This is a genomic window from Roseivirga spongicola, from assembly GCF_001592965.1.
Classification (GTDB): Bacteria; Bacteroidota; Bacteroidia; order Cytophagales; family Cyclobacteriaceae; genus Roseivirga; species Roseivirga spongicola.
The window spans coordinates 368,790-390,821 of the sequence record NZ_LRPC01000028.1 but is presented as its reverse complement, the minus strand read 5'-3'; the positions used below and the strand labels follow the sequence as shown (position 1 = coordinate 390,821).

The following is a 22,032-nucleotide window of genomic DNA, read 5'->3' as shown; positions in this document are numbered from 1 at the left end:
TCAATTCAGGTGTTTACTAATGTCCACAATCTTGCCCTCAATAGCCGTTACAGCCGCCACCAAGGGGCTGGCCAATAATGTTCTAGCTCCTGGCCCCTGTCTTCCTTCAAAATTTCTGTTTGAAGTTGACACACAGTATGACCCAGCAGGCACCTTGTCTTCATTCATGCCCAAACAAGCACTACAACCCGGTTCTCTCAGTTCGAAACCTGCTTCGGCCAGCACTTTATCAATTCCTTCAGCTTTAGCCTGCTTTTCAACTTGTTTTGAACCAGGCACAATCATGGCATTCACGTTTTCGGCTTTTCTTTTGCCTTTCACGTAATCGGCCACAATGCGTAAATCTTCAATTCTGGAATTGGTACAGCTTCCGATAAACACATAATCAATTGGTTTACCCAACAGGCTCTCTCCTGCTTCAAAACCCATGTATTTCAATGATTTCTGGAAACTTTCTTCACCAGCTTCGGCCAATCTATCTGGAATGTTCGCGGTGATCTTGATGCCCATACCCGGATTCGTTCCGTAAGTAATCATCGGCTCAATATCAGCCGCAGGAAAGTTGTATTCCTTGTCGAAAGTGGCTCCTTCATCAGAATAGAGTGTATTCCAATACTCCATGGCCTTGTCCCATTCTGCCCCCTTCGGTGAGAATTCTCTGCCCTTTACATATTCGAAAGTGGTTTCGTCAGGAGCAATCATTCCGCCTCTTGCACCCATTTCAATACTCATATTGCAGATGGTCATTCTAGCCTCCATAGAAAGCGAACGAATGGCCGAACCAGCGTACTCCACAAAGTAGCCTGTTCCGCCTGCAGCAGTGAGCTTAGAAATGATGTAGAGAATAATGTCCTTGGCATAAACGCCCTTGTTCAGTTCACCATCAATCGTGATTCTCATGGTTTTAGGTTTCGACTGAAGCAAACATTGGCTAGCCATTACTTGTGCCACCTGGCTCGTTCCGATTCCGAAAGCAATGGCTCCGAAAGCTCCATGTGTTGAGGTGTGTGAATCGCCACAAACCATAGTTCTACCAGGAAGCGTAATTCCCAGTTCCGGCCCAATTACATGGACAATTCCCTGAAATGGATGACCTAAGCCATAAAGCGTGACATTATGCCTGGCACAATTAGCCAAAAGTGTATCAACCTGATGCTTAGAAAGTTCCTCTTGAATAGGTAAATGCTGATCCTTAGTAGGAACATTGTGATCTGGTGTAGCCACCATTTGATCTTTCCTGAACAACTCAAGTCCACGACTTTCCAATTCCGAAAATGCCTGTGGACTCGTTACTTCGTGAATTAAATGCCTATCGATATACAAGACATCAATTCCACCTTCAAGGCTTTTGACCACGTGTGCATCCCAAACCTTGTCGAATAGTGTTTTCGCCATATTATACCGCTACCTTTTGTTTATACTCTGCAATACCGTGTAAGTCATCGTCTTCCACTTCTTTCTTATCATCAGCCACTTTCAAGAACTGAGCGTACACAACATCCAATTCATCTCTTGTAAGCTCGTAGCCCAGGTTTTTCATCCTGTAAGCCAATGCAGCCCGGCCACTTCTGGCGGTCAGCACTATTGAGGAGTGGTCTACCCCAACATCTAGCGGATTGATGATTTCGTAGGTTTCTCGGTTTTTGATCACTCCATCCTGATGAATTCCGGATGAATGTGCAAAAGCATTAGCTCCTACTATCGCCTTATTCGGCTGAACAGGCACACGCATGGTTTCAGACACATAGCGCGAAATAGCGTTAAGCTGTTGGGTATTAATATCTGTATATTTAGCTAAATCTGGGTGCTGACGAAGCACCATTACCACTTCTTCCAAAGCTGTATTTCCTGCTCTTTCGCCAATGCCATTAATAGTACACTCAATCTGAGTAGCTCCATTCAATACTCCAGCAATTGAGTTGGCAGTAGCCATTCCCAAATCGTTATGGCAATGAGTTGAAAGCCTCACGTTATGGACACCCTTTACATTTTCCCTTAGGAATTTGATTTTCGCTCCATATTCCTCAGGAAGGCAATAGCCTGTTGTATCGGGAATATTTAAAACGGTAGCACCAGCCTTTACCGCCTGCTCACACACATAGGCAAGAAACTCGTTGTCAGTCCTTCCTGCATCTTCAGCATAAAACTCAACGTCTTCCACATACTTTTTAGCTAGCGAAACGGCTGCTATGGCTCGCTCAACTACCTTTTCCCTTGTGGTTCTCAGTTTGTGAATAACGTGGGAATCTGAAGTACCGATTCCTGTATGAATTCTTGGTCTAGCTGCTTTTTTTAGTGCTTCTGCAGCTGTTGTAATGTCTTTTTCAACGGCACGACTCAGGCCACAAACCGTTGCATTCTTCACCACCTTGGCTATGGCTTCTACCGAGCCAAAATCTCCCGGGCTTGAAATAGGAAAACCTGCTTCAATCACATCTACTCCTAGGGCTTCAAGTCGTTTGGCTACTTCTACCTTTTCGGCAGTATTCAACTTGCAGCCAGGCACCTGTTCGCCATCTCTCAATGTGGTATCGAAGATTTGTATTTTTTGTTGATCCATCGTTTCTTTGGTATCAGTTCAATGCTTCAATTCACTTTTCTCTCTAAAATTGAAGTTAGATATCCGGTAAAACGACTCCATAAAAGAAGGGCTGAGTTCTACTATTTCTAATTCACAGTTTTCATTTGTAAGATTCTGTTTATCAATAGTTTATTATAGCTTTAAATACAATGGCTAAAGCAAAGAGCGATTCCTTATTTTCCCTTGTCAAATCACTTACCCAAACTGAAAAGCGACATTTCAGGCTTTATGTGAACCGAAGTGGAAATACGCAAGATGTAAAGTTCATCAAGCTGTTCGATGCCATGGACTGTTTGAAAAAATACGATGATAAGGAAATTCTTAAACGAGTTCCTTCCATAAAGAAATCGCAGCTTTCGAATCAGAAGGCTAACCTTTACAAGCAGATTCTCTCGAGCCTTAGAAGGTATCATATTGGCCAGAATGTAGATATTCAGCTACGCGAAAACCTCGACCATGCCAAGGTGTTATACAATAAAGGTTTTTATAAGCAGGCCCTGAAAATGCTAGATAAAACCAAGGCTTTAGCCCGTGAGACAAAGCACTTCACCATAGCCCTTGAGGTTATGGAATTCGAAAAGCAGATTGAGTCGCAATACATTACTCGAAGCATTGAAAACAGGGCTGAAACATTAACTGATGAGGTCTTGGCTACTACTGACATCATCAAATCAAGCCATCGACTATCAAACCTCACCCTCAATTTATATAGTTTATTTCTAAAACATGGTTACGCTAAAAACCAAAAAGAATTCGATGAAGTAAGCACTTACTTTTATTCGCACATGCCTCAAATAAACTTTGAGAACCTCACCTTTTATGAGCAACTCTATTTTTATCAAGCGCATGTTTGGTTTAACAAAATCATTCAGAACTTTCCAAATGTTTACAAGCACTCCCTTTCTTGGGTAAAGCTCTTCCAAGACAACCCTGAAATGATCAAAAAACAGCCTGTTCACTACATCAAGGGCTATAGAAATCTATTAGGATCACTATTTCAACTGCAGTATTACTCTAAGTTTTGTGAGGTACTTAAGGAGGTTGAAGAGTTGAGTCAGAACAAAGAGATCATTCAAAACCTGAACACTGAAGTGCTGGTTTTTCAATTCCTCTACATTTCCAAAATCAACAAACACTTTATGGAAGGCAGTTTTGATGAAGGAGTTGAAATGGTACCTGAGCTTATGCAAAAGCTAGAGAGGTATCAAAACAAAATTGATCCTGAGCGTGTGGTAATGATGTATTATAAAATAGCATCACTCTATTTCGGAAGTGGCAATTTCAGAAAAGCCATTTTCTATCTCAATCAGATTATTTTTTATCAGGATATAAAGCTGCGCGAAGACATTCATTGCTTTGCCAGAATACTGAATCTTATCGCTCACTTTGAAGATGGGCAAGACTATCACCTAGAGTATCAGATCAAATCTACCTTTCAGTTTATTGGTAAAATGAACCAACAGCAGGCAGTTCAGCGAGAGATCATCAACTTCTTGAGGATTACTGGAAAAATTACCCCTGATCAGCTCAGAGACGAATTTATTAAGCTCTATAATAGGCTGCTTCCGCTAAGTGAAGACATATATGAGCGTAGACCATTCTTTTATCTAGATATACTCTCCTATCTACAATCGAAGATTGAAAACAGACCAGTAAAATTGCTGGTACAAGAGAAGTTTGAGAAACTGAAGTGATGTGCGATGTTAGGTTTTTGATCTTAGAGCAATCAAGAGCGTTAACATCAGATTATCAACCTCAAACAGCCTGCTTCAATCTTAACGTTTACTTCATCGATTTCGCCCATTAATTCTCCGTCTATTTGGAAAGTTTGGGGTCGATTAAGTTTGATTTTAACCTGACTGGTTTGATAAACCTGACAGTAAGAGGCAGACTCATCTACATGGTCGAAAAACTGCGCTGCTAAACCTGCAACACTCAATTCACGAAGCACATAGATTTCGAAAAGTCCGTCATCCAGCTTACCAATAGTATTTAAAACAGCTCCCGTTCCGTATCTTCTAGCATTGGCAAAAGCCACCATATGGCAATCCTCAACTACTGTTTTATCATCCAATTCTATGGTTGCCTGAAACTGCTCAAGGTTCATCAATTGGTTGGTCACTCCTTTGGCGTAACCTAGAAATCCGCGCCTTTCTCCCTCTTCAAACTCCTTCACTAATCCTGCATTTAAGCCTACATCGCTTATATGCAAACCATAATCTGCATCATTAAAGAGGAGCATATCAGCCTGAATAGTATTTCCTTTTAGAACAACGGCTAGTGCTTCTTTTACATCTTGAGGAATTTCCAATTCCGTGGCCATACCGTTGGCCGAGCCTGCTGGAAGTAAGCCTAAAGCGATTTCAGTGCCTTTTACCACCATGGCACAGAGCATAACTGTTCCATCGCCTCCCACAGCGACAACCGTTTGTGGTTTGAGCTTTTCGATGCAATCCTTTAGCTTTTGGTCATCATCTTTACCAGTGGTTTCCCATTTTTCTATGGAAATATCCAAACCTTCTGCCCACTCATCGATTTGATTAATAAGGTCGGTTTTGTCTTTATCACCAGAAATAGGGTTAATTACAAAGAGTATCTTGTTCATTGGAAACGCTTAAGCGACTAATTTAAAATGATTTCAGCACACCCAGAATGGAGTTCATACAAAGAAGCACCTATTAGTGGAAATTCTTTTCAAAAATGGTGGAAAAGCCGTTTTCGCTATGTCGATTATCCGTTTATTCTGGCTTATCGAGGTTTTGGAAATGCTGACAAGTGTTACGTTCAAGGCCATGTTTTTAAAGGAATGGCATTGCGAAAGCCCAGAAAGGATGCTTCGGTCTGGAAAAACATCATCGCACTACTTAAAATGTTTCTGGTTTCCACAATTGCAGAGGCCAAAGTGGAACTTAAACTCAATGGAAAAACTTACCATTGCCATAGTAATGAACAAGGCCTCTTTGAATTTGAGATTGAAAATCACGGTTTAAGTGAAGGCTGGAATAGTGCTGAAATCCGACTAGCTGAAGAGTTAGTCGATGGTCAGGAAGAAGTGAAAGTTTCAACAGAAATTCAGATTTCCACACAAAGCGAACTCATTTTCATTTCTGATATTGATGATACGTTCCTGGTATCTCACGTCACCCAAAAGCCTAAGAAACTCTACACCTTGCTTACCAATAATGCTCAAACACGCAAGCCTGTAAAGGGTGCAGTAGACTTTTATAGAGCACTTAAAAAAGGAGTCAATCAAGAAGAAAATCCATTCTTCTACGTTTCGAGCAGCGAATGGAATTTGTATGAGTTTCTGGTGCAGTTTATTGAAATGAATGAACTACCCAAGGGGGTTCTGCAGCTCAAACAGCTCAAAACAGGCTTTCTCGATTTCTTTAAATCAGGTTACGGAAGCCATACACATAAACTCGATAAAATAGAGCGAATCCTGAAACTCTATCCAACTAAGGAATTCGTGCTACTAGGTGACAATGGACAACATGATCCACTGATTTACAAGGATATAGTAGAAAAAAACTCAGACAGAATCAAAGCGGTTTATATACGGGGAGTCAAGTCCAGACATTGGGATGAAACACAGAAAATTCTAGAGGAAATAGAATCGATCGGCACAGCCAGTTGCCAGTTCAGGCATAGCCAACAGGCTTTTGAACATGCACAATCTATCGGGTTAATCAGCTCTTGAGAAGGATGGTTTCCATGTAAGGCACATCTCTATGACTCTGCTCAACCCAATAGGTTTGAAGAATTAGCTTTTGAAGCGAATGGGTTGTTCTAATCTCCTAGCCCCCTTTTCTAAAAAGGGGCAATGGCCTCTGCTAGATTGAAGGGCAACATATTTGAGCCACATGCTAACTATTCTATTTACTTTAAACTCGGCTACTACACTACCCATCTGATCTTCGTTACTGATGGGCTTTCCGTCAGCACGGAAGATCAGCTGGAAAAAACAAAACTGATAGCGCAACTATTCTATGACCATTCCTAGGAAGTTCTTTTCAGAAGATTCTTAAACTCCGAATACTCGCTGCTCATTTTAGTCGACTTCTTTTGTTTCAGCATTAGGTCTTCGGCAAACTCCGGCATTTCCAACTTCTCCCCTAAAGCCTTCTCCATAACTGGCGCAAACTTGATCGGATGAGCAGTTTCTAAAAACACTCCTTGCTGGTCGATTTTCAGCCTTTCCTTTAATCCGGCATAGCCAATAGCACCATGTGGATCGAGCACATAACCTGTTTCCTTATGGCACTGCTCAATCGTTTCAAGAATTTGCTCATCATGTAGAGTGAAGCCTGAAACGTCCTGAATCAGATCATCAAAAGTGTGATCATAGAGCTCCAACATTCGTGGGAAATTGCTTGGGTTACTTACATCCATGGCATTGGCATAAGTGGCAACAGTTGGTAATACCTCGTATTCGCAGCTTTCCAGATAACGAGGAACGACATCATTGGCATTTGAACAGACCAGGAATTTGCCCAACGGAAAGCTCATTCGCTTGGCCAACATGCCTGCCGTTACATTGCCATAATTCCCCGAAGGAACTGCAATCAAAGCTTCTTCTGCGTTTTGCATCTTTAAAGCCAGACTAGCGTAGTAAATCGACTGGGGCATCCAACGGGCAATGTTGATGGAATTGGCCGAGGTTAGATTCAGTTTTTCACTCAGTTCTTTATCCAAGAAAGCCTGTTTCACCAAGGCCTGACAATCGTCAAAATCACCTTCCACTTCCAAAGCGGTAATGTTTCCGCCCAAAGTAGTTAACTGCTTTTCTTGCAAGTCGCTTACCTTTCCCGATGGATAAAGGATGATCACCTTCACTCCTTCTACACCATAAAATCCGTTGGCAACTGCTCCGCCTGTATCTCCGGATGTGGCCACCAGGATAGTCGTCTCTCTGGCATCTTTCTTAGCGAATTCACCAAGACACCTGGCCAGAAATCTAGCTCCGACATCTTTAAAGGCATAAGTTGGTCCATGAAAAAGCTCCAGACTGAAGATATTCTCTTCTGCCTGAACCAAAGGAATCTCGAAACTCAACGCATCTTCTACAATGTCTTTCAACTGAGATTTTGTCAGATCGGGCTGAACGAAATCCTTCATCATCTCAAATCCAATGGCGGGAAGGCTTGCATCTTTTAGATTGACGATGGTTCGTGCATCCAAGGCAGGAATCGACTTAGGGAAATATAGTCCTTTATCAGCAGGCAGACTGTTGATAACCGCTTCCTTAAAGCTTACTTCGTTCGACTCTCTATTCGTTGAAAAATACTTCATATTGGAATGTTGAATGCTTTATTGTGAATATTGATTTTCAGGCTATCCGATGTCAATTACCTCAGCACCCCGCCCGTTTATGGCTGATTCATGAAGTCTGCAATTGATGCCTTTGGCTGAATAGAGCTCCTTAATGGACTCCTTCAATTGAGTCAAATCCTGCTCCTTTCTAAAGAATGAGAACATACTTGGCCCCGAACCAGAGATATTAAATCCGATAGAACCATGCTCTTCACAGAGTTTTCCCACTTCATCATAAGCCTGAATCAATCTCTTTCGGTATGGCTGAGCCAGCACATCTTTCAAGGAGTTTCTAATCATGGCATAGTTGGCTGTGGTTAAACCATTGATCAGCCCGGCCATATTAGCAGCCTGTTGAATAGCCAGTGACATAGGCACTTCCTTGGGCAGTAAACCACGGGCATCAGATGTTTTCACAACAATATCCGGAAAGATAATCAGCACTTTCAAAGCCTTGGGGTAAGCCACCTGAAAGCCATCGAACGGATCGCAACCCTTTACTGCAACGAAGCCACCAAGCATGCATGGTGCTACATTATCCGCATGTCTATGACCAGAAGCCAGCGACTCTCCATCTAAGGCAAAACTAATCAGCTCCTCCTTTGAATAACCAGCCTGAAGCAGCTCATTGGCAGCAAAAACAGCCCCTACGGCACTAGAGGCCGAGGAACCCAATCCACTGCCTGGCGTAAAGTTCTTCTCGATTCGAATTAGAAACCCACCTTGATAGCCAATTTCATCGCAGAAAGATCGCAGAGCAACTGTGGCCACATTCTTCTCAGGATCGGTAGGTAAATCAGTCCCAACCGCATCGATGATATAAGCCGTCCCATCTCTTTTGCTTAGGGTGATCTTGTCTCCCATTCCCTCCAGCGCAAAGCCAAGTATATCAAAGCCTGGACCTACGTTGGAGACTGAGGCGGGTGCGAAAACTTTAACCGAATCTTTATTCATTCTTCTATTTCCGAGTTATGCGTCATTGCCTAGTTTGCTAATTAGTCAATTGTCATTAGTCATTTTTCCTTGTCGGTGTTACGTGTCATTGCGAGGAGCAAGTTTGACATGAATCAAACTGGTGACGAAGCAATCTGCTTGTTGACGGCAGTCTGCAAAGAATCAGGAGATTGCTTCGTCATTAAATTTGCTCCCGCAAAGTTAATTCCTCGCAATGACGGTTCCGAGAGTATCTACTGTTTTCCAATCACTGATTTCCGGTCACCGATTACTGATTAGCAATTCGTAATACATCTGCAAAAATACCACTTGCAGTGACTTCTGCACCAGCACCAGCACCTTTTACTACTAAAGGTTGTTCTTGATATCGGTCTGTGTGGAAGAGCACTATATTGTCCTTACCCTCAAGAAAATAGAAAGGATGACTTTTCTGCACTTTCTCCAATCCAACCTTGGCAACTCCATCTTTAAAGCTTGCCACTACTCTTAGCTGTGCCTCTTCAGCTTTTGCGTCATCATAAATCGCTTTGAAATGGCCTTCATTCTGATCGAGTAAGGCATAGAATTCTTCCAAGTCTTTAGCTTGCTCACAAGCTTCCGGCAAAAAGGAAACTTGCTCAATTTGATCCATCTCCCATTTTCTTCCGCTTTCGCGGATAAGGATGAGTAGCTTGCGCATTACGTCTTCTCCAGAGAGGTCTAGTCTTGGATCAGGTTCGGTTAAACCCAATTTCTTAGCATCTTTCACAATGTTTGAAAATGGCTTAGTGCCATCGTAATTATTAAACAGGTAATTCAGGGTACCACTCAACACGGCATGAATAGCGTGAATTCTGTCCCCCGATTTAAACAGGTCATTCATGGTTGAAATGACCGGAAGCCCTGCCGCCACATTAGTCTCAAACAAGAACTGGCTGCCGTATTTTTTAGTAGCGTACTTCAAACTCAGGTATTTCGACATTTCTCTAGTGGCTGCAATCTTATTCGGAGTAACCACCGAAATACTCATCTCGAGTAATTCCTGATAAACCTCAGCAATGGTTTTTGAAGCCGTCATATCAATAAACACACTGTTCCTTAGATTAAGCTCAGTCATTTGAGTGATAAACGCCTCAATAGTCGAGTCATTCCCTTTATCCAAAAGCTGCTCCCATTGTGCTAAATCGATGCCATCTTCATCGAAATGGCTCTTTCTGGAATTGGCCACAGCCACCACCTGAATATCGACCCGGAACTCCTTAGCGAGCATGGTCTGTTGCCTTTGCACCTGACTTAGGAAGGCTTTTCCCACATTCCCAACACCCACCACAAAGAGATTGATCTTCTTCGATTCTGATAGGAAAAAGCTTTCATGTAGTGTATTTAGTGCCTTTTTCAGATCAGGTTTGGCAATGATGGCAGTTATATTTCTTTCGGATGAACCCTGCGCAATGGCCTTAACGCTGATGCCATTTCTGCCCAAGGTATTGAACATCTTGCCCGAAATACCCACCTGATTTTTCATGTGTGAACCCACCAGGGCCACCACACTCAGGTCTTCTTCAACAATGGGCTTATCTATTTTGTGAAGTAAAATCTCTGTCTCGAACTCTTCGCTGATGGCCTCTAAAGCAGCCTGCGCATCGGACTTAGAAATACCCACGCAAATAGAATGTTCCGAAGTGGCCTGAGTGATCATTATCACATTGATTTTAGCTTCGCTCAGTGCTTTGAACAAGCGAAAGGAAAAGCTTGGAATACCCACCATACTGGCACCACTCAGGTTGAGCAAAGCGATATCCTGAATGTTGGAAATGCCACAAATGGCCTGTTTATCATCGTCCCATTCTTTGGTTACAAGAGTTGATGGCCCATCAGCATCGAAGGTATTCTTCACCCAAATAGGTATTTCAGCATCCAATGCCGGCTGAATACTCGGTGGATAAAGCACCTTCGCACCGAAGTGAGACAGTTCCAGCGCTTCTTCATAAGACACATGTTCCAATAAATGGGCTGAGGGCACCAACCGAGGGTCTGCAGTCATCAGTCCATTCACATCAGTCCATATTTCCAGCTGAGATGCTCCCAAAACATTGGCCAAAACAGCTGCCGTATAATCGGAACCTCCCCTGCCTAAGGTAGAAGTTTCATTATCGCTGGTAGAAGCAATAAAGCCCGGAAACACGCTAATTGGAGCCAATTGTGGCTTAAGCTCCTGCAAAGCCGCTTTGGTGGACTGCCAAAGTACATTGGCACCACCGAATTTCTTATGCGTAATCAGGTATTTTCGGCTGTCAAAGAGTTCTACTTGTAGCCCTTCTTTTTTGAGGTGTTCACTAATTATGTAGCTCGACAGCCTTTCACCGCATGACTGAATATAGTCGCTGGTTCTTGGAGTCAATTCTCGCAGAAGATAGACACCTCTACAGATTTCGGTAAGTCGAACGAAGAGTTTAGAAATCTCGAAGCAGTTGGAGTTTCCTGTGAGTTTCTTAAATGCGGTGCAATGCTTTTCCTCTAAGGCTTGCAGGTCCGATTCGTAACTGGCATCCCGAACAGCAGCTTTTTGAGAAATAGAAATCAAGGTATTTGTGACCCCGCTCATGGCAGAAACTACCACCACCAACTGTTCCTGACCAGATTCCTTTTTTAGAATCTCAGCAACCTTTCCAATTGCCTCTACACTTCCTACGGACGTACCGCCAAACTTCAAAACCTTCATGGTTTCGCTGATTTATGATTAGAATTTGATTTAAAAATTATGTTCGTCATTCTGAATTTATTTCAGAATCCTTTTCAAAAAGACCCTGAATCAAGTTCAGGGTGACGGTAAAGTTTTAAAGGATAAACCCGAACAGATTCGGTTGCTCGTTGAGGTATTCTACCTGATAATTTCTCGACTTCATTCTTTCCAAAAGTGGCTCGAAATCCTCTTGATTCAAGTGTTCAATACCAATGAGTGCAGGCCCTTTTTCCCTGGCTGTTTTCTTCGTGTATTCAAAGTGAACAATGTCATCATTCGGCCCTAATACTTCCACCAGAAAATCACGAAGTGCACCTGCTCTTTGAGGGAATCTTACAATGAAATAGTGCTTTAGGCCTTCGTATAGCAGTGATCTTTCGCGAATCTCTTCAGTTCGGGAAATATCATTATTACTACCTGAAAGCACGCAAACCACATTCTTACCCTTGATTTCTTCGTGAAAAAGATTCAAAGCAGCTACACTGAGAGCACCTGCTGGCTCTACCACAATGGCTTCTCTGTTGTACAAAGCGAGAATGGTGGTACACACCAAACCTTCGGGTACAGTTATCACCTGGTCGAGGTTCTGCTTACAGATTTGGAAAGTTTTAGCTCCTACTGCCTGAACCGCAGCACCATCTACAAACTTATCGATGTCCTTTAGCACCACATTCTCTCCAGCTTCTAATGACTTGAGCATAGCTGGCGCACCTTCCGGCTCCACTCCAATAATCTTAGTATTCGGACTCAATTGCCTGAAAACGGTAGACACTCCAGCAGAAAGTCCACCACCACCAACAGGCAGAAACAGATAATCTATGGGTTCTGAGGCATCGGCCAATACTTCCAGACCAACTGTTCCCTGACCTTCAATCACCTGCTCATCGTCAAATGGGTGAATGAAAACGGCCTTTTGCTTTTGGCAATATTCCTGTGCGAGGTGGTATGCATCATCAAAGGTATCGCCAATCAGCACAACATCAACCCAGTTCTTACCGAAGAACTTGACCTGATCTACTTTTTGCTTAGGCGTTGGAGCAGGCATAAAAATAGTAGCATTTACCTCCAACATTCTGCAGGAATAAGCCACACCTTGAGCATGATTTCCAGCACTAGCACAGACCACACCATTCTCCTTCTGAGTTTGGCTCAACTGGCTGATTCGATTATAAGCTCCACGGATCTTATAAGATCTTACCACCTGTAAGTCCTCACGCTTGAATTGGATATTGGCCTCATACTTTTCAGAAAACGAGAGATTTGACAACAAGGGAGTTCTTTGAACCACACCCTGAAGTCTTTCTGCTGCCTTTTCTATATCAGCTAATTGTGGTATGTAAAAAGTAGTTGTATTCATTGCATATTCGTATCATTTAACACGTCATTCCCGCGCAGGCGGGAATCTCCAAATAATCGCACCTAAGGCCGATAGGGATTCCCAATCAAGTTGGGAATGACGGTTACTAGAATCATTGGAAGTAGGCCTTTACAGCCTACTCTAGCACTAATACTCTCCCCCTATTCTAGGGGGAGTTGGAGGGGGTCAAACAAGTTCCTCTTTCTTCACAGCTGGGGCATTTTCAGGCCTGAGGGCTCTAACGGCCTTGCCTGCCTGCCACATTTCTGAGTTTTGAAGCTCGTCCAGCTCTACTTGAAGTTTCTCTCTGTAATCAGCTTGAGAGTTAGAGTCAATAGATTTCTGAGCCTCTACACCTGCTTTTACCGAAGCATAAAGCTTTTCGAAAACTGGCTTGGTAGCTTCGTAGAATGGATCTTTCCAGTCCAAAGCACCACGCTGAGCTGTGGTAGAACAGTTGGCATACATCCAGTCCATTCCGTTTTCAGCAATCAGAGGGTAAAGCGACTGAGTAGCTTCTTCAACAGTTTCATTGAACGCTTCTGAAGGTGAGTGTCCATTAGCTCTCAATACTTCGTATTGTGCCTGGAACAAGCCCTGAATAGCCCCCATCAAAGTGCCTCTTTCACCAGTAAGGTCAGAAGTAACTTCTTTGATGAATGTGGTTTCGAACAGGTAACCTGAACCTACTCCAATACCCAAGGCAATGATTCTGTCTTTGGCTTTTCCTGTAGCATCCTGATGCACAGCAAATGATGAATTCAAGCCTTTTCCTTCAACAAATAGTCTTCTCAAGCTGGTACCTGACCCTTTGGGAGCCACTAGCGCCACATCTACATCAGCCGGAGGAATGATACCTGTCTTATCCGAGTACGCCACTCCAAAGCCATGTGAGAAATAAAGCATTTTACCTGCAGTCAGGTGCTTTTCTACCGTTGGCCAAAGCTGAATTTGAGCAGCATCTGAAAGTAGATAACAAATGATGGTTCCTCTTTCCAATGCCTCTTCGATAGAGAACAAGTTCACACCTGGCTCCCAGCCGTCTTCCACAGCTCTATCCCAAGACTTAGATGGTTGTCTTTGCCCTACGATTACATTGATACCGTTATCTCTTAGGTTTAATGATTGCCCTGGTCCTTGAACACCATAACCAATGATGGCCACAGTTTCTTCTTTAAGCACTTCCTGTGCCTTAGATAATGGGAATTCGTCTCGGGTTACTACGTTTTCTTCTACGCCTCCAAAATTGATTAATGCCATTGTATTAAGATTTAATTGGTTTTCAGTTTAATGATTGTTTGTACTCGGCCTGCTTGGCTTCTTTTATTAGCTTCTTCAGGTCTTTTAATTCTTCGTCCATTTTGATGAGTGACACCCTACCAGATTTCACGTAATCGATTAAGCCATATGGTTTTAAAAACTCCAATAGATCATCGTTTTCAACCTTATGACCAGTCTTTTCCACGATCATAAAGTCTTGTTCAACCGATAGAATTCTTGCATTTTTATCGCGAATAAGTCTTTCTACTAGATTGTCTTCAGCAGCCTTTTCCACAGAGATTTTAAAGAGTGTAATCTCTTGAAACACCGTCTCCTCATCCGTATGATAAATTGCTTTTATCACCTCAACTTGCTTCTCTAGTTGAAGCACCAACTTCTTCACCATTTCTTCGGTGGTATTGAGGACTATTGTGAAGCGATGAATGCCCGGAATCTGCGACTCTGAAGCATTAAGACTTTCGATATTCAAGTGCCTTCTTGTGAAAACTGAAGTAATGCGATTAAGCAAACCGATGTGGTTTTCAGTGAAAGCGGTTATGGTAAAATCCTTGTTCATGATTATGATAATCTTACATCTGAAACTGAAGCACCTGTAGGAACCATTGGGAAAACATTGTCTTCCTTCCCTACATGAACTTCTAATAGAAAACTTCCTTGGTATGCTAACATCTCTGCAACTGCACTCTTCAAGTCGTCTCGTTGATCGATCGACTTTCCTTTAATTCCATAGCCCTCAGCTATTTTTACAAAATCTGGGTTGATTAACTCAGTTGAACTGTATCGCTTATCGAAGAAAAGCTGCTGCCATTGGCGAACCATTCCAAGAAAGCTGTTATTCAGGATGATGATTTTCACCGCTGCTTGAGTTTGGAAGATTGTGCCCAATTCCTGAATTGTCATTTGGAAGCCTCCATCACCAATCACAGCAATAACCTCTCTATCTGGAGCACCAAGCTTGGCACCCAATGCTGCTGGAAGACAGAACCCCATGGTTCCTAAACCTCCTGAAGTGATATTACTTTTGGACTGCTTGAACTGAGTATATCGACAAGCCACCATTTGATGCTGACCTACATCGGTTACCAGAATGGCTTCACCTTCAGTCAATTCATTGACTTCCTTAATTACCTCACCCATAGTCATCTGACCTTCGGTCGGATTCAACTCGGGCTGAATAACTTGAGCCCTTTCTATATCATTCAGAGTTCTGAATTGATCTAGCCAAGACTGATGGCTTTTCCTCTTCACTAATTCTGTAAGTTGTTTTAGGCTCTCTTTACAATCACCCAAAACTGGTGCATCGACCTTCACATTCTTGTTGATCTCTGAAGGGTCGATATCTAGATGAACCACCTTAGCCTGCTTGGCATATTTGGATAGATTACCGGTTACCCGGTCATCAAAGCGCATTCCAATGGCTATCAAAACATCACATTCATTGGTTAGCTTATTCGGGCCATAATTTCCGTGCATTCCTAACATTCCAACATTTAGCGGATGCTCAGTTGGCAGCGCTGAAAGCCCTAAAAGCGTCCATGCTGCAGGAATGCCTGACTTCTCAATGAAAGTCTTAAACTCTTCTTCGGCCTGACCTAAAATCACTCCCTGACCAAAAAGTACAAATGGTTTTTCGGCCTGATTAATAAGGTCTGCCGCTGCTTGAACTGCCACTGGCTGAACTTCTGGAATAGGCTGATAGCTTCTGACAGCCTCACATTTCTTGTAATCAAATTCTACCTGATCGAACTGAGCATCTTTTGTGATGTCAATCAACACTGGCCCTGGTCTTCCACTTTTGGCTATGTAAAATGCTTTTGCCAAGGCAGTTGGAATATCTTCTGCCCTCGTTACTTGAAAATTCCATTTAGTGGCTGGCATAGAAATACTGATGATATCCGTTTCCTGAAAGGCATCGGAACCAAGAAGAGATGATGCCACCTGGCCTGTAATACACACCAAAGGCGTAGAATCGATCATTGCATCAGCAATTCCGGTGATCAGGTTAGTAGCACCCGGGCCAGAAGTAGCCATCACCACCCCAACTCCGCCAGTAGCACGGGCATAACCCTGAGCAGCATGGATAGCACCCTGCTCATGGCGGGTAAGTACATGATGGATTTCTTCCTGATAGTGATACAGCGCATCATAAACAGGCATAATGGCGCCACCAGGGTAACCGAAAATCAGGTCGACACCTTCTGCAACCAAGGAACGAAGCACAGCATCGGCCCCTGAGGTCTTTACTTTTTCACTAACGGATTGAGTAATTACAGCTTCCATATATCATTATTTATCGGTTACACAGCCCTCTGATGCAGAGCTTACTGCTTTTGCGTATTTATAAAGTGCTCCTCGTTTCACTTTCAGTTCAGGAGCTTTCCAATTCTTTCTTCTTTTAGACAATTCCTCATCAGAAATCAATAAGCTGATCTCATTCTTAGTGGCATCAATAACTATCTTATCTCCATTTTCCACCAAAGCGATAGTACCTCCTACCTGAGCCTCTGGAGTTACGTGTCCCACCACAAAACCATGACTTCCACCAGAGAATCTTCCATCGGTAATCATGGCTACAGTTTTACCTAAACCAGCACCCATTATGGCCGAAGTAGGCTTCAGCATTTCCGGCATTCCTGGTCCGCCTTTGGGACCTTCGAAACGAATGACTACCACGTGCCCGTCCTTTACTGAACCATTTCTAACACCTTCAATAGCAGAAAACTCATCATCGAAAACAATGGCTGTTCCTTCGAATCTCTCTCCTTCTTTACCTGTGACTTTAGCTACAGCCCCTTCTTCAGCCAGATTGCCGAATAGCATCTGCAAGTGTCCTGAAGGCTTAATTGGAGCCTCTTTTGGTTTGAGAATCCCTTTGCTATTGTCTAATTCTGGCACATCGGCCAGGTTTTCGGCAATTGTCTTACCGGTTACGGTCATACAGTCACCATGCAGCATTCCTTCAGCTAACATCCATTTCATCACAGCAGGAACTCCACCAGCCTCATGAAGGTCTTCCATCAAATACTTACCGCTTGGTTTTAGGTCGGCCAAGAAAGGGGTTGAATCAGAAAGCCTTTGGAAATCACGAAGGGTTAAATCTATATCAATGCTGTGTGCAATGGCAATTAGGTGCATTACTGCGTTGGTAGAACCACCCAAAACGGTGATCAAACGAATGGCGTTTTCAAACGATTTCTTCGTCATAATATCACGAGGCTTTAAGTTTAGTTCTAAAACCTTTCTTATCGCTTTTCCTATCTCTTCACACTCTTGAGTTTTGTCAGTACTAACAGCAGGGTTAGATGCACTATAAGGTAATGACATTCCCAAGGCCTCAATGGCCGAAGACATGGTGTTGGCAGTATACATTCCACCACAGGCTCCCGCACCAGGACATGAGTTTTTGATGATGCCCTTATAATCCTCCTCAGATATAGTGCCCGCAAACTTCTGCCCCAGTGCCTCGAACGAAGAGACTATGTTAAGTTTTTGGTTCTTGAAACAGCCTGAAGCAATAGTGCCTCCATAGAGCATAATACTCGGTCTGTTCAAACGCCCCATAGCGATGAGCGCTCCGGGCATATTTTTATCGCAACCCACAACGGTAACCAGTCCATCATAGTAATGAGCACCTGCCACCGCTTCTATGGAATCTGCGATGATCTCACGGCTGGCCAGAGAATAGCGCATGCCTTCGGTTCCATTGGATATACCATCACTCACTCCGATGGTATGATACATCAGGCCTACCAAATCTTCCTTCCAAATACTCGCCTTCACTTGCTCTGCGAGCTTGTTCAGGTGCATGTTACAGGTGTTGCCATCGTAACCCGTACTGACTACGCCCACCTGGGCTTTAGCCATGTCTTCCTCAGTGAGGCCAATCCCGTACAACATGGCCTGTGAGGCCGGCTGCGAAGGATCTTGTGTTAATCTCTTACTGTATTTATTCAGTTCCATTAGTTTGAAGGTATTAAGTTGAGCCCCCTGAGGCAGCCCGAAAATCATTTTTGCTACAGTTTTAAATCCAATTCGTTTTTTATTTATCTATCTGTTTTTCAGATATTTAATCAATTTTTATTACAGTTTTAAGTTGTTTCAACTACAGTCTCCAGTACCTCGCCATTCTGAGCGAAATACAACGCCCCGAGACTTCGGGGCGAAGAATCTCCCGCGGATTGCACCTCAGTCTTTCACCCCTAACCCCGATGCTTCGGGGCCCTAAAGGGGACTTTGAATCAGGGCAGTAACTTCATCAGTCACCCTTTAGGGTTGGAGTGGAAACTTCTTCGGTTTTTGAGCCCCCATCACCCCCGATATTTCGGGGCTTCCCCCAAGGGGGAAGGCTTTACATTCTGCCAGATTCGACCGAATCAGTTTAAACTGGCAGGATGCTTATGGGGCTATCTCAAAAGCTAACCGTCATTCCCGACTCCGATCGGGAATCTCTTAAAACTGGTCACCAAGGCCGGTCGTCATTCCCGCCTACGCGGGAATGACGACCTTAGTGGCTTTTGAGATAGCCTCTGGAGTTTCACGCAACAAAAAAGGCCCTTCCCACTGAGTGAGAAAGGCCTTCAATTATGCATACAGAAGTCGCTCCCTCACCCCGTTGGGCCGGTAATAATGACTACTGTAATGGTTATGTTATTCAGTTTCATATTTTAAGTTCAATGTTTCGGCACCGCGTCATTCAGACCCCGATTCATCGGGGGAAGAATCTCCTAGAATCTTGCATATAGTTGGAGATTCTTCAGTCGCACATTTCTGATTACATCGAAATGTCCTCCTTCTGAATGACGGGGTCTGAAACAAAAAAAAGCCTTCCGGTTAAGGAAGGCTTTTCAGTTTATATTTTACTCAATATCCTCCCCTTATTGTGACTCGATCACAATGGTAATAATGGTTTGGATATTGATTACTTGTTTCATGTTGCTCAAAAGTGAGGGGTTTATTTTTTAGATCAAAGGGAAAATTTGAAAAATCCAGATCAATTCAAAAGGTTTCCTTCTTCATCCCACTCTGCAATATTCATTCGTTTGCTTTGGTCTACACATTTCGCTAACCACTCTGGTTCGTAATCTACATCATGTTCGGCCAATACATCTGCAGGTACTCCATCCCAAACTCCCGGACGATTTCCTTGGTAGCCTAGGTCTTTTATTCCCATTTCTGAGGTAAAATAGCCCGTCATTGTTAGGTTGCGCATTCTAGTAAAGAAGCGTTCGCCTGCCATTAACTCAGGAGCTGTTTTACCTGGGTAGGCTATAGTATCGCAAATAGCTTTTTGTTCTTCCAATGTCAAGTCTTTAAATACCTTGTTATGCAGCTTGTTGGAATGTGAATCTAACCATGCTATTCCACCTCTTATCGGCAGTTGATTGTTCGGCATATCCTTGACTATAAAATCAATGAAGTCCACAACCCCAGCATCTGATGCCGACCCAAAGTCCGCATTAGAAGGCAGAATAATATCGACCAGCACAGCTATAGTTTCTAGCTCGTGCTCATTTAAGAACTCTTGCGCTAAAACTTTTCTATCATGTTCCTTTTCCTTTTCTGTTCGGCCATAGCCAGGAAGATCATTGGAAGCTACTTCTGGTACTTCAGCATTTTCTGAACCGGGCGCACATCCTGTTACTAGTAGTCCACCAGCAACCGACCCAACCAATAGTGATTTTAATGAATCGCGTCTGTCCATGATTAGATATTTCTTTGTTTTACTTGTTCTACTAAATAGTCTGATGCTCTCCAAGCCAATGCCAATATAGTCCAGGTTGGATTCTTGTCTGCTTGAGAAACAAATGGTCCAGCATCCATTACAAATACATTTTCACAGTCGTGTAACTGATTATACTTATTGGTAACAGACTCTCTTTTATCGTTACCCATTCTGGTAGTTCCTACCTCGTGAATAATCTGCCCTGGAGCAGTTAAACCATAGTCTCGGTCAGCCCCTGGTTTATCTCCTAGCAGTATACCCCCTGCAGCATCAAGCACTTCCTCAAAAGTATCTTGCATATGCTTAGCCTGATTTACCTCATGCTCTGTCCACTTGTAGTTGAATTTGAGCACCGGAATACCCCACTCGTCAACCACATCATTGTCTATCTCACAATAGTTATCGCGTTGAGGAATACTCTCTCCTCGTCCAGAAACTCCTAAAGTAGCACCGTAATAGCGCTTCACATCATCTCTCAAGGAGTCTCCATAGCCACCCACGGCACCTCCTGTTACCTTATTTAGGTCATTCGGGTTAAAGCCAAAGCCATAGCTAGGCATTCCCATTCCACCCCAAACTTCTATGTGGTAGCCACGTGGAAAATCGAGCTTTTTATCGTTCAACCACCAAGGTGTGTAAACGTGCATTCCTCCTGTTCCATCTTCATTATAGATTTTCCTATCCATTAATTGAGGAATAAAGGCAGAACGGCTAGCGCCTGTAGAATCGTGTAAGTAACGACCAACTAAGCCGCTGCTATTACCGAGTCCGTTTTGGTGAACGCTGCTTTTGGAGTTAAGTAAAATTCTTGCCGTACTACATGCAGAAGCAGCCATAACAACCACCTTAGCTTTGAGGTGATATTCTTTTCTATCGGCCTTATTAATGTAATTAACGCCAGTGGCCTTACCATTTTTATCGGTGGTTACTTCCCTAACCATGGCTTCAGTGAAAATCTGAACTTTTCCACCATTTTTTTGAGCTGGGAAGATGAGGCAAGTACCTGCTGAAAAATCTGCATAGGCAGAACAGGCCCTATTACATTGACCACAGTAGAAACAGCTTCCCCTTTGGTCGTTTATTCTTTTCGTAAGAATGGAAAGACGTGACGGAATAACAGGAATTCCCGCTTTTCTGGCACCTTTTACATAGTAAAGCTCATGTAAACGCGGTTTGGGTGGTGGTAAGAAGAATCCGTCAGGTTCATTGTGGATGTTTTCTCTACTACCGAAAACGCCAATGAGCTTATCTACCTTATCGTAATAAGGTTTTACATCGTCATAGCCAATTGGCCAGTTATCGCCTAAGCCATCAACGCTTTTTCGTTTAAAGTCTAAAGGACCGAAACGGAGCGAAATTCTTCCCCAGTGGTTAGTTCTACCACCAAGCATTCTAGAACGGAACCACCAAAAATTGGTGCCAGGCGCATTGGTAAAAGGCTCGCCTTCAATATTCCAGCCTCCGTAAGCTGCGTCAAAGTCGCCAAAAGACCTGCGGTTTGAACTGGCTCCCCTTCTTGGAGATTCATAAGGCCAACGAAGTTGGTTTCTGTCTTCGTCTTTGGCGGGATCGAAAAATGGACCGGCTTCAAGCACAGCCACATCAAATCCGGCTTCGGAGAGTATTTTGGTAGCCATACCGCCTCCTGCACCAGAACCTACGATGGCAACATCATAGGTTTTTGAAGATTCAATGATTTGCATAGGATGAGTTAAATCAGTTAAAAGTCTAGTAAAGTAATCGCTTAATTTAAGGAATAAGGTGGAAACCAGACCACAGAAATTGTAAGAACTGATTCATTCATTCTAGAACTAAACTTTGATAACCGATTATTTGGCTGAATATCAAATGGATAGTTAAAACCAACACTGATTATTATAAATGCTAATTGAACTGAAACTTTTATAATGAAATACAGAAGATCATTTTTAAAAATAACATATCAATAGCCCTGTATTCTATTGGTGCGACTAACTGCTAAACTGGCAAAAGCGAGGTGGATGGACTTAGGTGGGTCTCAGGCAATGATTTAACGGGTTTTCTGCTATTGATTAGAAGCAGAAAAGGTGAAACCGTGGCTTTTTACACCACGATTTCTGAGG

Annotated in this window: 16 protein-coding genes; 3 read left to right on the top strand and 13 right to left on the bottom strand. The window is 43.1% G+C overall.

The genetic code is table 11. The features are described 5' to 3' along the window. Together leuC and AWW68_RS13575 are read right to left on the bottom strand one after the other, a co-directional pair. Positions 1–1,395, bottom strand: coding sequence for a 3-isopropylmalate dehydratase large subunit (gene leuC / locus AWW68_RS13580; RefSeq protein WP_068221939.1), 1,395 nt, complete (start codon positions 1,393–1,395; stop codon positions 1–3). A gap of 1 nt (position 1,396) precedes the next feature. Beyond that, complete coding sequence (locus tag AWW68_RS13575) at positions 1,397–2,560, bottom strand: 2-isopropylmalate synthase (protein WP_068221937.1); 1,164 nt, start codon at positions 2,558–2,560, stop codon at positions 1,397–1,399. A 170-nt stretch (positions 2,561–2,730) separates the two neighbouring features. Here AWW68_RS13575 and AWW68_RS13570 point away from each other — a divergent pair, with 170 nt between their 5' ends. Then, the gene (locus tag AWW68_RS13570) at positions 2,731–4,275 is read left to right on the top strand and encodes a hypothetical protein (RefSeq protein ID WP_068221935.1); all 1,545 of its coding nucleotides are present in this window, start codon (positions 2,731–2,733) and stop codon (positions 4,273–4,275) included. A 47-nt stretch (positions 4,276–4,322) separates the two neighbouring features. Here the strand turns inward: AWW68_RS13570 and AWW68_RS13565 are convergent, their stop codons facing one another. After that, positions 4,323–5,186, bottom strand: coding sequence for a diacylglycerol/lipid kinase family protein (locus AWW68_RS13565; protein ID WP_068221933.1), 864 nt, complete (start codon positions 5,184–5,186; stop codon positions 4,323–4,325). A 27-nt stretch (positions 5,187–5,213) separates the two neighbouring features. Between AWW68_RS13565 and AWW68_RS13560 the strand changes: the two genes are divergently transcribed. Both AWW68_RS13560 and AWW68_RS13555 read left to right on the top strand, forming a co-directional pair. After that, positions 5,214–6,281 (top strand): App1 family protein, encoded by a 1,068-nt coding sequence (locus AWW68_RS13560; RefSeq protein WP_068221931.1) that lies wholly within the window; start codon positions 5,214–5,216, stop codon positions 6,279–6,281. A gap of 123 nt (positions 6,282–6,404) precedes the next feature. Next, on the top strand, positions 6,405–6,584 hold the full coding sequence (locus AWW68_RS13555; RefSeq protein WP_068221929.1) for a hypothetical protein: 180 nt from the start codon (positions 6,405–6,407) through the stop codon (positions 6,582–6,584). Here AWW68_RS13555 and thrC read toward each other — a convergent pair. The 10 genes from thrC to AWW68_RS13505 form a co-directional block, all read right to left on the bottom strand. Continuing rightward, positions 6,581–7,873, bottom strand: a complete 1,293-nt coding sequence (gene thrC, locus AWW68_RS13550; RefSeq protein WP_068221927.1) for a threonine synthase — start codon at positions 7,871–7,873, stop codon at positions 6,581–6,583. The genes AWW68_RS13555 and thrC overlap by 4 nt on opposite strands. A gap of 42 nt (positions 7,874–7,915) precedes the next feature. Continuing rightward, positions 7,916–8,848, bottom strand: a complete 933-nt coding sequence (locus tag AWW68_RS13545) for a homoserine kinase (RefSeq protein ID WP_068221925.1) — start codon at positions 8,846–8,848, stop codon at positions 7,916–7,918. A 268-nt stretch (positions 8,849–9,116) separates the two neighbouring features. Further along, positions 9,117–11,549, bottom strand: coding sequence for a bifunctional aspartate kinase/homoserine dehydrogenase I (gene thrA, locus AWW68_RS13540; protein ID WP_068221923.1), 2,433 nt, complete (start codon positions 11,547–11,549; stop codon positions 9,117–9,119). 115 nt (positions 11,550–11,664) lie between these two features. Then, positions 11,665–12,927 (bottom strand): threonine ammonia-lyase, encoded by a 1,263-nt coding sequence (gene ilvA / locus AWW68_RS13535; protein WP_068221920.1) that lies wholly within the window; start codon positions 12,925–12,927, stop codon positions 11,665–11,667. Positions 12,928–13,113: 186 nt separating this feature from the next. Beyond that, the gene (gene ilvC, locus AWW68_RS13530) at positions 13,114–14,187 is read right to left on the bottom strand and encodes a ketol-acid reductoisomerase (RefSeq protein WP_068221918.1); all 1,074 of its coding nucleotides are present in this window, start codon (positions 14,185–14,187) and stop codon (positions 13,114–13,116) included. Between the two features lie 22 nt (positions 14,188–14,209). Next, on the bottom strand, positions 14,210–14,764 hold the full coding sequence (gene ilvN, locus AWW68_RS13525; RefSeq protein WP_068221916.1) for an acetolactate synthase small subunit: 555 nt from the start codon (positions 14,762–14,764) through the stop codon (positions 14,210–14,212). Positions 14,765–14,766: 2 nt separating this feature from the next. Then, a complete protein-coding gene (ilvB, locus tag AWW68_RS13520) occupies positions 14,767–16,488 on the bottom strand; it encodes a biosynthetic-type acetolactate synthase large subunit (protein ID WP_068221914.1) in 1,722 nt (573 codons plus the stop codon). A 6-nt stretch (positions 16,489–16,494) separates the two neighbouring features. Next, a complete protein-coding gene (gene ilvD, locus AWW68_RS13515) occupies positions 16,495–18,168 on the bottom strand; it encodes a dihydroxy-acid dehydratase (protein WP_068224128.1) in 1,674 nt (557 codons plus the stop codon). A 1,030-nt stretch (positions 18,169–19,198) separates the two neighbouring features. Further along, a complete protein-coding gene (locus AWW68_RS13510; RefSeq protein ID WP_068221913.1) occupies positions 19,199–19,909 on the bottom strand; it encodes a gluconate 2-dehydrogenase subunit 3 family protein in 711 nt (236 codons plus the stop codon). A gap of 2 nt (positions 19,910–19,911) precedes the next feature. Further along, complete coding sequence (locus AWW68_RS13505; protein WP_068221911.1) at positions 19,912–21,633, bottom strand: GMC family oxidoreductase; 1,722 nt, start codon at positions 21,631–21,633, stop codon at positions 19,912–19,914. Positions 21,634–22,032: the final 399 nt, after the last annotated feature.